This is a genomic window from Rhodococcus sp. USK13, from assembly GCF_018343855.1.
Lineage (GTDB): Bacteria > Actinomycetota > Actinomycetes > Mycobacteriales > Mycobacteriaceae > Rhodococcus_F > Rhodococcus_F oxybenzonivorans.
Genome location: NZ_CP069242.1, coordinates 4,138,871 through 4,150,873 on the forward strand (window position 1 = coordinate 4,138,871; position 12,003 = coordinate 4,150,873).

At 65.8% G+C, this 12,003-nt stretch carries 10 protein-coding genes; 5 read left to right on the forward strand and 5 right to left on the reverse strand.

The window, feature by feature from the left end:
* Positions 1-51: 51 nt before the first annotated feature.
* Positions 52-2,133, reverse strand: a complete 2,082-nt coding sequence (locus JQT59_RS21590; RefSeq protein ID WP_249353717.1) for an MMPL family transporter — start codon at positions 2,131-2,133, stop codon at positions 52-54.
* Positions 2,134-2,290: 157 nt separating this feature from the next.
* Here JQT59_RS21590 and JQT59_RS21595 point away from each other — a divergent pair, with 157 nt between their 5' ends.
* From JQT59_RS21595 to JQT59_RS21605, 3 genes are read left to right on the forward strand one after another with little or no spacing between them, the layout of a single operon-like run.
* Complete coding sequence (locus JQT59_RS21595) at positions 2,291-2,824, forward strand: MarR family winged helix-turn-helix transcriptional regulator (RefSeq protein WP_244373330.1); 534 nt, start codon at positions 2,291-2,293, stop codon at positions 2,822-2,824.
* Between the two features lie 29 nt (positions 2,825-2,853).
* The gene (locus JQT59_RS21600; protein WP_213571940.1) at positions 2,854-3,444 is read left to right on the forward strand and encodes a hypothetical protein; all 591 of its coding nucleotides are present in this window, start codon (positions 2,854-2,856) and stop codon (positions 3,442-3,444) included.
* Complete coding sequence (locus JQT59_RS21605; RefSeq protein WP_213571941.1) at positions 3,441-3,836, forward strand: hypothetical protein; 396 nt, start codon at positions 3,441-3,443, stop codon at positions 3,834-3,836. Before JQT59_RS21600 ends, JQT59_RS21605 begins: the two co-directional genes overlap by 4 nt.
* Before the next feature lie 287 nt (positions 3,837-4,123).
* On the opposite strand, the gene JQT59_RS21610 is transcribed toward JQT59_RS21605, so the two are convergent.
* Complete coding sequence (locus tag JQT59_RS21610) at positions 4,124-4,453, reverse strand: hypothetical protein (RefSeq protein WP_109330336.1); 330 nt, start codon at positions 4,451-4,453, stop codon at positions 4,124-4,126.
* A 223-nt stretch (positions 4,454-4,676) separates the two neighbouring features.
* Positions 4,677-5,624 carry a hypothetical protein gene (locus JQT59_RS21615; protein WP_213571942.1) on the reverse strand — a complete coding sequence of 316 codons (948 nt, stop codon included), beginning with the start codon at positions 5,622-5,624 and terminating at the stop codon, positions 4,677-4,679.
* A gap of 708 nt (positions 5,625-6,332) precedes the next feature.
* Here JQT59_RS21615 and JQT59_RS21620 point away from each other — a divergent pair.
* Both JQT59_RS21620 and JQT59_RS21625 read left to right on the forward strand, forming a co-directional pair.
* Positions 6,333-7,439 (forward strand): hypothetical protein, encoded by a 1,107-nt coding sequence (locus tag JQT59_RS21620; protein WP_502939725.1) that lies wholly within the window; start codon positions 6,333-6,335, stop codon positions 7,437-7,439.
* A 20-nt stretch (positions 7,440-7,459) separates the two neighbouring features.
* A complete protein-coding gene (locus JQT59_RS21625) occupies positions 7,460-10,291 on the forward strand; it encodes an FtsW/RodA/SpoVE family cell cycle protein (RefSeq protein WP_213571944.1) in 2,832 nt (943 codons plus the stop codon).
* On the opposite strand, the gene JQT59_RS21630 is transcribed toward JQT59_RS21625, so the two are convergent.
* Both JQT59_RS21630 and JQT59_RS21635 read right to left on the reverse strand, forming a co-directional pair.
* Complete coding sequence (locus JQT59_RS21630) at positions 10,292-11,281, reverse strand: rod shape-determining protein (protein ID WP_213577954.1); 990 nt, start codon at positions 11,279-11,281, stop codon at positions 10,292-10,294.
* A 257-nt stretch (positions 11,282-11,538) separates the two neighbouring features.
* Positions 11,539-11,817 carry a hypothetical protein gene (locus tag JQT59_RS21635; protein WP_236603156.1) on the reverse strand — a complete coding sequence of 93 codons (279 nt, stop codon included), beginning with the start codon at positions 11,815-11,817 and terminating at the stop codon, positions 11,539-11,541.
* Between the last annotated feature and the right edge of the window lie 186 nt (positions 11,818-12,003).

Here is a 12,003-nt window from a genome sequence, read left to right on the forward strand (position 1 = left end):
AATGCGGCCCGCGATGAGACGCTTCTCGATTCCTGACCGGTCTGCGAACGCTCAGATTTCTGACGGAACCGCGCTCCTTGCTTCGCCCCGTGAGTCGAGCGTCGAGGTGGCCTGGCGGTTCGGCCACCACACCGCGTCCCCGACGAGCGTGAACAGCGCCGGGATGACGAGTGTTCGCACCACGAACGTGTCGAGGAGGATGCCGAGCCCGACGACGATGCCCAGCTGGGTCAGTGTGATCAGCGGCAGCACACCGAGGACGGCGAACACGGCGGCGAGTACTATTCCGGCACTGGTGATGACGCCGCCGGTCGCGGCAACAGCCCGCACGATCGCGGCCCGCGTGCCCCGCCCCGGTGTTTCCTCCCGCGCCCGGGTGACGAGGAAGATGCTGTAGTCGACGCCGAGGGCCACGAGGAACAGGAACGCGAACAGCGGAACGGTGTCGTCGAGCGCAGGGAACCCGAAGATGCGCGTGCTCACCCAGCTGCCCAGCCCGAGCGCCGCGACCGCGCTGAGTACCGTCGTCCCGACGAGGACCAGGGGTGCGACCACGGCCCGCAGGAGCACTACGAGCACGGCCAGGACCACGAGAAGGATCGCCGGAATGACGATCACCTGGTCCCGGAGGGCGGCGTCCCGCTTGTCCAGCGCCTGGGCGTCGCTGCCACCGACGAGCGCATCCGCACCGCCGATGTCGGCCAAGGCTGCCCTGATGGTGTCGATGGTCGCGAAGGACTCCTCCGTTGCAGGTGGTGCGTCGAGTACGACGGCCCATCGCATCAAACCGGTGCTCGACCGGCCGGCCTCGCTCGCCGACACGACCCCTTCGGCGTCGGCGAGAACCCGCTGTACGGCGTCGGTCGCTTCCGTGCGGGCGACCACGGTGGTGGGGTCGGAGAGCCCGGACGGAAAATGAGCAGCGAGAGTGTCCAAGCCGTCGACCGATTCCGCTGCGACCCGGAACTGTTCGGTTTGGGACAGCCCGACGTGGGTGCCGATCAACCCCGCCGCACAGACCCCGAGCGCCATAATCGACACAGTTGCGGTGCGTCGCGGGTGTCGTGCTACCGCGGAGGCGACCCGGAACCAGGCGCCGTGCGTGGTGTTGTCCGGGTCGCCCACACGGGGCACGAACGGCCAGAACAATCGCTTTCCGCTGAGTGCGAGAGCGGGCGGGAGGACCAGCAGCACGAAGATGAGCGCTACCAGCAGGCCGGCGGCCGCGAGCACACCCAGGCTGCGGGTACTGGGAATGGTCGCCAACAGCAGGGTCAGTAGGGCAAGTACCACAGTGACATTGGACGCGACGATCGCCGGTCCGGCCCGGCGCACGGCGTGGCGCAAGGCGACCCGGTGGTCCGGCTCCGCGCGGAGTTCCTCCCGGTAGCGGGAGATGAGGAGTAGCGCGTAGTTAGTTCCGGCACCGAAAACCAGCACGCTCGTGATGCCGGACGTCGACCCGTCGAAGGTCAGCCCGGTCAGTTCGGCCACGGCAGTACCGACGGTCGACGCAACCCGATCGGCGAAGCCGACCACGGCGAGTGGCACGAGCCAGAGGATCGGTGAGCGGTAGGTGACGATCAGCAGGACCGCGACGACAAGCGCAGTGACCGCGAGCAACGTGACATTCGCGCCCGAGAACGAGTCGGCGATGTCAGCGCCGAATGCCGGACCTCCCGTCACCTGCGCCAAAAGCCCCGGCGGTAGCGAGTCGGTGGCCGCCGCCCGCAGTTCGGCGACGCGATCGTTCAACGCGAAACCTGAGAGTTCCGAATCGGCGGGAACCTGTCCGATCACCGCTCTGCCGTCCGGTGACGGGATGAGTGCCGGTCCTGGGCTCGGTTCGAGGGTGCGGTCGACACCGAGCATCCGGTTCCGAGCCGCGTCGAACGCGGCGAGGTCTGCGTCGGTCAACACGCCGCCGTCGGCACGACTGCCGACGAGAATCGCCGGTGTCACCCCCGATTCGGGAAAGTCGGTGAGGAGGCCGTCCACCTCGGCCGATTCCGCAGACGCGGGCAGGGAGGCCGGTGACTGTCCCGCGGCGTCGTTGCCACCGACGAGCGCCATGAAGGCGCCGGCCAAGACAAGGACGGTGAGGGCCACTGCCCACGACCGCTGTCCGGTCACGGCGGAGGCGAGTCGATCCCGGATAGCGAGAGAACGGTGTTCTGTCGGTGCATGCCCATCGGTGTTCACCGTTCGAATATTTCAGAAACTGAATAGTTAAGCAACTGAGAGAAGTGGAGAGGATAGGCTGTCGGCCGACCGCTGAGAGGGCCTAGAGATGACAGACGACATGCCGGACAGTGCTCGTCCCGACGCGAGAGCGAGACTGGAAGCAGACATTTCGGCAGATGTCCGCGCGATGACCGTGGCGTCGGAGCAGATCGGACGCACTTTCGGTGCGCTGCACGATCTCAGCCCCAACGACTTCCAGGCGCTGATGCACGTCATGGTCGCCGACACCAATGGCACGCCGCTGACCGCCGGGGAACTGGGGAGCCTGCTCGGGCTGTCGTCGGCGGCGGTGACCTATCTGGTGGAGCGCATGCTGTCGTCAGGGCATATTCGGCGGGAGGCAGACCCGTCGGACCGCCGGAAAGTCATCCTGCGTTACGACGACCACGGGCTGGAAGTAGCCCGCGAGTTCTTCGCCCCACTCGGACAGCGCACGGCGCGTGCCCTGCGGGACGTCCCCGATGCCGACCTGGCTGCTGCCCACCGCGTGTTCGCAGTGCTGATCGACTCGATGCAGAGCCACTATGAGGATCTCGGTGGAAAGAACATCCGACACCTGACCGCGCGCCGGACCACCTGAGAAGTCCGTGACGTGGATAGTCTCATGCAATGAAGACCCCGCCGCTGCTGCGTTCGCCAGTGTTGCGTGTGTCGGTGTGGTCATCGATGGGGGTGGCTGTGGTCTTCGGCGCCACGGCATGTATCGGAGCTGTCGACCGTGCTGAATTCGACGCGGATATGCGAGCCCGGGGCGGGGGTATGACCTCGGCCCTCGTCGGCGACGGTTTAGCAGCGCTCGCCGTTCGCTACGGCGTCGCAGAAGTGCAGGTGACAAATCTGGACATCGCGCCGGTCGAGCAGTTGGCTGTCACCGTCCGCGATCCGGCGAACCCCGATCAGCTCGACCAGTACACCTTCGATGGTGAGAATGTGAGTGAGCCCGGTCCAGTGGTGGTCTCTGCGCTGGAAGACCTGGATGCGCGCGCATTCACCCTCGACGACGTTCCGGCATTGGGTCGAGTCGAGCATCTGGTAGACGAAGCCCTCTCCCGCAGCGGTCTCGAGGGCGGTCAGGTAGTCGGCATCTCGGTGACCAGGGCTGGCGGAATTTCGCCGACAGCGATGGTCGAGTCGCCGCGGTCGCGGTCGGTGGTCGTGTTCGATGCCGACGGAGCGGTGGTCGGGGTGCATCCGCTATGACCGAGCCGGTGGAACTGGGTGTAGATCCACAACCTCGGAAGCGCCGTGCGGCCAAGCCGCTCCTGTTGTGGGGAATCGGCATTACGGTGAGCGTCGGCTTCCTCACCCTGATCTCTTCGCTGATCTGGCCGGGACAAGCCGTCTACCTTGCGCCTGTGTTCTGCGAACAGCCCGGACACGACGCGGTCGTCGTGTCGGATACCTATTCCACCGGGGACGGTCGGTCCACCAATGTCACCCTGTACTGCGTGGGAGAACGGGGGCAGACGACCGACAACGGATGGCTGCAACCCTTCCTCCTGATGTGGGCCGCCTACCTGGTGGTGGTCACGGTAGTCGTCGCGGTGGTGCTCATCGCAGCGAAGGGGCGATCGGTGTCAGAGAAATTGTGACGCCGGCCGGTCCGGAAAGGTCGAATTCAGCTTCGAATAAGACTGTCGGACAGGGACTTCTCGTACGACGCCCGCTTTGCCGGTTCGCACCGGTACTGCCCCGTCGCGGTATGTCGGAAGCGGTTGCCGTCTGCGCTGACGGTTTGGCCGCAGTAACGGCATTCGTGACCGCGTACGCCCAATCGGATCGTCTCGGCGGTGGGGTAGGTGTTGACGGTCATGGTTCTCGTTCTTCGCTGTGGTCTGTTCAGTGGGCGATGTGGACTGTTCGGGGGGCAGGACGTCGATCACGCATATTCGGCGGCGACCCCGGAAGTGCCGAACTGGGCGGTCCGGGTCAGGGCTTGCCAGACGACGTCGTAACGCTTGACTGTCATCTCGTCCGCGTCGGCCAGGAGGCTGTCGAGAAGGGATCGCGGATCGTCCTGCCACGCCTGCCGGGCGTGCGCGACCACGCGGTTGGTGAACAGCCCCGATTGGGCGAGTGCGAACGTCCATTCGTCGAGGTCGCCGGAATGGATTCGCTCGACGGTGTCATAGTCGAATCCCTCCGCGACGAAGTCGCGAGCGAACGTCGCGGTGACATAGTCACCGCAGGTAAGCGGTTCTGCCTTCATGGTGCGGGACCTCTCCTGCAATCGACGCGGTTCCGGAAGCCGCCGGGTGACGCGTGTGTGACAAGTCACAGACTGCCACCGGGTGCGGCTACGCCACATCGGCCGGATGGCCCGTGGGTATACCTATTTTTCGTCTCCCTGTACCTTCCCGGGGGGCCGCAGGCAGCGGAGTCCGTGTCGCCCCCTCCGCCCCGCTACCCCTTCGACCTGCGGAAAGCTGGTTCTAGGGCTGCGCAACCACGATGTTCCCGCCGGAATCCGTGCACGTGACGCTGTATCCAGTCGCCGCGGAGTGTGGGTCGCCCCTTGTTCGGCATTTCCATCCGTCGACGTCGTACACCGCGTCCGTCGCGTCGGGGGCGGTGAAGTACCTGTTGAGCATGGCATGAGCAGCGTCGCAGCGGATCGTTCCCTTCACGATGACGACCGTTGCGGGTTCGCCTGTCGACGGGTAGACGACGCGGCCACACTGATTCGATCCGCCTTCCAACTGGGGAAGAGGAGGTGCGGTCGGCTCGGTAGGCGTGATCTGCGGTGGGCCGGCGTCGGGGGCGCCCGGTATCGGGGTGAACTCGAACTTGTAGCCGCCGGTCGAGATGGTGAATCCCTGATTCGTTGCGTCCTCTCTGCACGAGACGCCCGAGAACTGCACATTGCAGGTGAAGCCGTCGGCAGACAAGGTCGACCCGTAGGGGAGGACGTTGGGGTTTCCGGGAAAGAGAGGCTGGTTCGCGGTCTGGAAGCTCGGTCCCTTCGCGGCTTCGATGGCGACGATGTTTGCCTCGGCGGAGGGCCTGGGGGCCTGGACGGGGATTTGTAACGGGCCGGGAACTCCTGGAGGCGTCCCCGGCGTGTGAGACGCGCAGGCGACCATCCCGTTCGCCGGGGTGATCGCGCAGAGCCATTTTCCTGACGGGGTGACGAAGCCGTAGGCGACACTCGGGTCCCCGCCGGCATACTGCGCCAGGTCGACACCGCTCGTGTCGCGCTCCTCGGCTGCCGGCGGTTCGCCCGAGGTGCCGACCTCTGGGGCCGCCCCGCTCGCCACCACCGTCGACGCGCTCGGTGACGACGAGTCCGCGTCTCGACTCCCTGATCCCGCGAGCAGCAGCGCGGAGGCGACGGCAATCGTTACCAGTGCCACCGCGCGTCCGGGCGGAATCAACTCCATACGACGCACCCCTCCTCTGATCGCCCTCGGTCTCGTCTCGACCAGTTGAGATGTTCCCACGGATGCACCTGTGCCGAGTGATATCGAGAGAAGGCAGCAGGGGTAACCCGCCGATGACCGTGGGCGCCGAACCGGGTGTTTCCGCGAAACGTCACCTGAAGGGCAATGCGGCATCGGGCGGAGGAGGTCACTTTCGACTTGGTCGCTCGTCCAGACTTTCGGTACCAGAGGCGCTTTCGTATCAGGCGTCAGTTCACGCCTTCGGCTTCTCATCGTCCGGGATCTCGCACAGATTCGGAATCTCTTGAAGGAGAGGCAAAGCTGACCCGCGATCGGTTCACGTATGGCAGTACGGCCAGGCGATGGGCCGAGGTGCTTGTCGCCGTGTATCTCGGATGAGTAACGGGATGTTCCGGGAGTGCGTATCGGTGTTCCGGGAGCGCGGATGAGAGTTAAATTGACTCTCACAGGCATATGGGAGTTCGACAGCGAGTAAGCCCAGCTCAAGGTCCGCCGCCGCCCGCCCGGTTCTGTTCCAACCCGTGCGGGAGGCATAGCGTTTCGGGGTGCGCGATGATCGAAGTGGTGTCAGGGCTCCTCGCGGGGAGAGGCGAGCCCGTCGTGGTCGGGTCCGTACCTCCTGAACGACAAGATGAGGACGCACGTGGTACCGGCGTCTCACTCCGAAGGCTGCTCGGGATTGCGGCGTTGACCCCGGCGCAGGCGTCGTGGCTCATCACCGATGCGCTCGACCAGCTCGAGCTGGCGCGCAGCAGGGGCCGCCTACCGATCCTGTTCCGAGAAGATGCCGTCACAGTGTTCGAAGAAGGAAAGCTCACGATCGAGTTCGCCGGGCGTGCGGCGTCCTGGCGCGAGATCAGCGATGCGATTGCCGACCTGTTGAGAAGCATCGCGGCGAACTGCCGCGGGTCCGCACTGGTTGAGCGGATACACGAATCAATCACAGAAGCAACAGATCTCGTCGATGTGATGCAACGAGTTCGTCGGGCAATCGCACCTGACATCGACCCGGCCGACGAAGAAAGGACGCGGCGACAACTCGGCGCGCTGGTCTCCGCCACGCTGGGGCGCCAACTATCGGATGGCCGTGAGACAGGGGAGGAACGGACCCCACGGGGCCGCCGGCCGGGGGCTGCCGGGGCATCACTTGCCACCGGCGACTGGTTTCCACCGGTTCGAAGTCCGTGGCACCGCAGAAAGAGACGGCTCTCGCGTCGCCGTGGTGCGCTGGGTCTCATCGCGATCGTGGTGCTCGCCGGAGCGCTGTGGACGGCGCCGCGGGTGTGGTCGGAATTGCGTCGCGGCTGGGATGCCGTTCTGAATCCGGTGAATCCGTCGGACCAGAATCAGATCGCCCCGGTATCGCCACCGCCACCCGAACCCACCGGCGATCCGGGTTCACCGGCACCGGGGGGACAGCGTGCGGAACCGATATCGGTGGAGGTCGGGGCCCCCGCCAGTGCGGGGATCATCACCTTGGTTACCGCCACACTCGCCAACGGAGAATGCACGTCGGGACGTGCGTGCGACATCAGGGTCGACATTCATCTCGCCTCGGCCCCGAATGAAGGCACCGTGGTCTGGAAGCTGAATGTGTACGACCGATGCTCGGGCGAGGTGCGGACGGGCAAGGAGGTGTCGCTCCACGTCCCACCCGGCGCACAACAGGTATACGGCATCGGCCGGACAGATCTGCCCCCCAGCACCGCCCTCGCCGTCGCTGCGGTCACGAGTTTCCCCGCGACGGCCGCCTCGGAGCCGGTGCTGATACCTGCCGAGAACGCATCCTGCTGAGCATCGGGGAGCGGTGAGACATGCAGGAAGACAAGCGGGAATCGGATCCCTGGATCGTCACGGCAGCGGTCGTCCTCGTGGTGCTCGGACTGCTCAATCTGACGTCGACGGGGATGACCTCGCACGCCGTTCGCCATGCCCTCTTCGCTGCAGCCGGACTCGGATTGATGCGCGTCGTCTCTCGCCTGCGGATGGGTGACCTGCGAGCATTCGGCTGGGCGATATTCACTGTCACCACCGCGATGCTGGCTGCCGTCCCACTCGCCGGGGTCGCGACCAAAGGCGCCCAGCGCTGGCTCGACTTCGGCATATTCACCATTCAACCGTCCGAACTGGCGAAGCTGGCTGTAATTCTGGTGGCGGCGGGGTTGCTTGCTGCGGGGTTCACACTCCGCCGCTTCGTTGCGACGCTGGCGGTCGTGGGAATCCCCGTGGCGCTGGTCGCACTGCAGCCCGACCTGTCGACTGCCGTCGTCCTCGTGGTGACCGCGGGATTCATGCTCGTCCTGGCGCGGGTTCCGCTGTTGCCGTTGTTGCCGTTGTTCATGCTGGGAATCGCCTCGTTGCCACTCGCCGTGCTCTTTCTCCGGCCGTACCAGCTCGAACGGGTCCATGTGTTCCTGTCGAGCAATGCCGACCCGAGCGGGGCAGGGTGGGCCGAAATGCAGGCGAACATCGCGATCGGTAGCGGCGGGTTGTGGGGCCTCTCGCGTGACCCGCTCTTCGAGGTGCGTGCCGAATACCTTCCCGAATCGGAACACGACCTGGCGTTCGCGAGCCTGGTGTATGGATGGGGCTTGATCGCCGGAATCGCTGTCGTGGTGGCGAGTTCGGTCATCGTGTGGCGGGCTGCACTTGCAGCCAGAACGGCACGGACGAGGGAAGCGGCACTCGTCGCAGCGGGCGTCGGTGGACTGTTCGGGATTCACGCACTCGTGTCGATCGGTGCGAGTCTCTCCTTGCTGCCGCACAACGGCATGCCGATTCCGCTGTTCAGCTACGGAGGCACTGCGGCGATCGTCGGCTTCGTGGCCGTCGGACTGGTGCTCGCCGTGCGGAGGGACGGCGTAGCACGACCGCTCTGGGCGCCGGAGCCCCGACGCCGCCGCCGGCCGAGGGGGCTGTCCGTCGGCGCCGTGACCGTCACTGCGCTGCTCGTCGCGATGTCCTTGTTCACCTGGCAGCTGCAGCACGACCGGGGCGCGGACCTACGTGCGATGAGCGACCAGCAGATGATGCGCTGTATCCGCCTGCCGGCCGAGCGCGGTCTCGTCGTCGATCGCAATGGTGTTCCCCTCGCAGTGAACGTTGCGGAGTATGCCGTAGCGGTGGTCGCCCGGATGTTCGACGAGAACGACGCCGGTTCCCGCCGCCGTCTCGCCTCAGTCCTCGGTATCTCGCCGGAGGAGGTGACGAGTGTCGTGCGGGAACGTGGCGAGGGCGAACAGGACGTCGTCGTGGGGACAGTCGCCCCCGAAGTCGCTCGGCGCGTTGTGGATGCTCGTCTGCCCGGGGTTCTCGTGGTGCCTTCCGGTCGCCGGCACTATCCGTACGGCGCGGTGCTCGCCTCCGTCCTCGGACACGTCGGGGTGGCCGACGAGCAGGACATGGAACGCTGGCCGCACCTTGCCCTCGGATCGCGGGTCGGCAAGGCGGGACTCGAGAAGCAGTACGATGCCCTGCTGCGCGGCAGCGACGGCAAACAGTGCGTCTACGTGGATCCCTCCGGGCATCCCGTCGCCACCGGGGAGCGAGTAGACCCTGTACGAGGGCATGACCTGCGGTTGCACCTCGACGTCGGCGTGCAGAACCTTGCTACGGATGCGCTCACCGAGGCGATGCGTAAGAGCAGGGGCGACCTCGGCGCTGCCATCGTGATGGATGCGCGCAACGGGGCAGTGCTGGCGATGGCCAGCGTTCCCGGATTCGACAACAACGTCTACGGCCCCCCGGCCGACCTCGTTGCCCTGACGGCTCAGGCCCAGACCCCGGGCCCGAGCCCGTTACTGAACAACGTGACCCAGACCGCAGTGCCGCCCGGTTCGACATTCAAGATCGTCGTCGCCGCGGCGAATACGCAGTACCCGGTCCTGGCGCCGGAGACCGTGATCGAAACCGGTGCCGCCTATACATACGGCGGGCACACCTTTCGGAACTGGCAACCGATGGGCCCCCACAATCTGCTCCAGGCCATCCAGTGGTCGGACAACGTCTACTTCTACAAGCTCGGCGAACTCCTCGGTCCCGAAAACATCGCCGCAGTGGCCGACCAACTCGGTGTCGGCCGACGATCCGGGATCGACCTTCCCGGCGAGGCCGAGGGCTTCCTCGGAACCCCGGCCAATGTCGGAAGTATCGGCGCCACTTGGTATCCCGGATCTACGCTTCTGATGGGAATCGGCCAAGGCACCGTCACTGCCACCCCGATACAGGTGGCGCGCTGGACGGCGGGGATTGCGACGGGTGCGATGGTCACCCCCCAGCTCGCAGCAGGGTACGGGCCGGACGTCGTCCCCATCCCGACAGCGGAACCTGTGCGATTGCCCTTCGCAGACAGACTCGACCCGGTGCGGGCCGGGATGCGGGCTTCCGCGGCGGCCGGCACGGCCGGACAGCTTGCGGAACTGCCGGTGCCGGCGGGTGCAAAGACGGGTACGGCCGAGGATCCGTCGGCGCCCGGCGAAGGACTCAACGCCTGGTTTTCCGCGGTCGCACCCTTCGACGCTCCCCAGATCGTGGTGTCGGTGCTGGTTCGTGGCGGTGGTTTCGGGTCCGCGACCTCCGGGCCCGTCGTCAAGAAAATCCTCGAGCACTACTTCCCACGGCCGCCCGGCGTGCTGCCGATTCGGTGATCAATTGCTGTACGCGGCCACGACCTCGGGGTGCTCCAAGCATGCCGTAGCGCCTTCGGCGACGCAGGTGAGCGGCCGCTCGGCCGTCTTCACCGGGAATCCGAAGGCCTGTTCCAGCATCTCCGACACACCACGCAGCATCGACCCACCGCCGATGGCGAGCACACCTTCCGCCATCACGTCGCCGATCGCCTGGGCGGGAAGGTCCTCCAGGCATTCGGTCAGCGTCTGGACGATCCCCGACATAGTCGGGCGTAAGGCATCGGCTACTTCCTCGGTTTCGAGCGTGACCAGACGTGCGCGGCCGGTCACGGCGTCGCGGCCTTCCACGACGAGTGACTGTCCGTCCTCGGTGTCGGGCGCGCCCACCTTCGCTCGTTCGGCCGTGAGTTCACCGACGATGATGTTGTGCTCGGCCCGTAGGTATTGGTAGAGCGCGTGCGTGAGTTCGTCCCCGGCGAGCCGGCAACTGCGATGCGAGAGAATGCCACCGAAACAAATCGCCGTGACTTCCGAAGTGCCACCGCCGATATCCACAACGAGGTGGGCGCGCGGCTCGAGCGGGTTGATACCGCAGCCGAGTGCTCCCGCGACAGGTTCCGGTATCAAACCGACCTTCCGCAGACCCGCCTCGTGCCCGACCTCCAGCAGAGCGCGGCGTTCGAGGGGTGTGGCGCCCGCGGGGACCGCGATGACACCCTTCGGTCGCACGCCGTACGGCCTGTGTGGGGAAGCCCGTTTGATGACGGCGCTGACGAACGTGCGGGCGGTTTCCAGGTCGACGATCGCCCCGTTGTGCATTGGACGCACCTGCGTGATGCCGATGGGAGTGCGGCCGACGAGGCTGCGAGCATCGTGGCCGATGGCGAGAGCACGGTGTGGTTCCTTGGTGCGAACGAGCATGAATGACGGCTCGTTCAAGACGACACCCTCTTCCGGTGTGCCGACGACAGTATTGGCAGTTCCGAGATCGATACCCAGTCCACGCACGTCGGCCTCCGAAAGGGATTCGAGCGAGATGATATAGATGCTACTCAGGGCCATCGACTCGCGGGCGGATATCGCGGTGACTCACGGTCGATTCCGGCTTCTGCACTCGAGCGACACTCACACGACACCGAGGGGTCTGTTGGACGAGCGGCCAAGTGCTCGGGAGTCCACGATCGACGGCTGACCGACGTGCCGTCCGGAAAGTGTTGGTAGAGCGGTCGAGACGGTATCAGGCACTGATCCGCTCGTCCCCTCCCTCATCGCCCTCGGCGTGGTGAGGATGTGGCGGCACCACTGCGTCGGTGTCGATGCTGGTCGGCCCTCTTCCGGGACGCCTCCGGCTCGTGCGCGTGGCCGACCGCTCGGAGGAGGTCATGTTGGAGCCGGAGATAGGTGGCAAGCCACCGGTCGTCGACCGGTTCGTCGCGCAGATATGCCGTGAGGGCCGCGCTGTTGTGGTCAGCGTCCAACCACCTCCGCAGCTCGATGGTGCGATCCTGGACGGATTGCAGCAATTTGTGCTGTGGAACGGGCATTGGGTCTGCTCCTCTGGCTCAGAAGCTATTCCATAGTGGGAAAAGGCTGTTCGCGGTTGCGGTAACGACCTCCGGCAAGCCATCGCGCTTCGTCCGGTAGCCATTGTGCTCGATGCGGTTGCCCGTTCGTGAGCGTTTCCCATTTCCGAAACTTCGGCAACCGCGAACCGCACAACCCTTGGCAGA

Coding starts and splice junctions, on each gene's coding strand:
- JQT59_RS21600 (WP_213571940.1), top strand. CDS start 2,854: ATGAAGACCCCGCCGCTGCTGCGTTCGCCAGTGTTGCGTGTGTCGGTG.
- JQT59_RS21635 (WP_236603156.1), bottom strand. CDS start 11,817: ATGCCCGTTCCACAGCACAAATTGCTGCAATCCGTCCAGGATCGCACC.
- JQT59_RS21615 (WP_213571942.1), bottom strand. CDS start 5,624: ATGGAGTTGATTCCGCCCGGACGCGCGGTGGCACTGGTAACGATTGCC.
- JQT59_RS21605 (WP_213571941.1), top strand. CDS start 3,441: ATGACCGAGCCGGTGGAACTGGGTGTAGATCCACAACCTCGGAAGCGC.
- JQT59_RS21625 (WP_213571944.1), top strand. CDS start 7,460: ATGCAGGAAGACAAGCGGGAATCGGATCCCTGGATCGTCACGGCAGCG.
- JQT59_RS21610 (WP_109330336.1), bottom strand. CDS start 4,453: ATGAAGGCAGAACCGCTTACCTGCGGTGACTATGTCACCGCGACGTTC.
- JQT59_RS21595 (WP_244373330.1), top strand. CDS start 2,291: ATGACAGACGACATGCCGGACAGTGCTCGTCCCGACGCGAGAGCGAGA.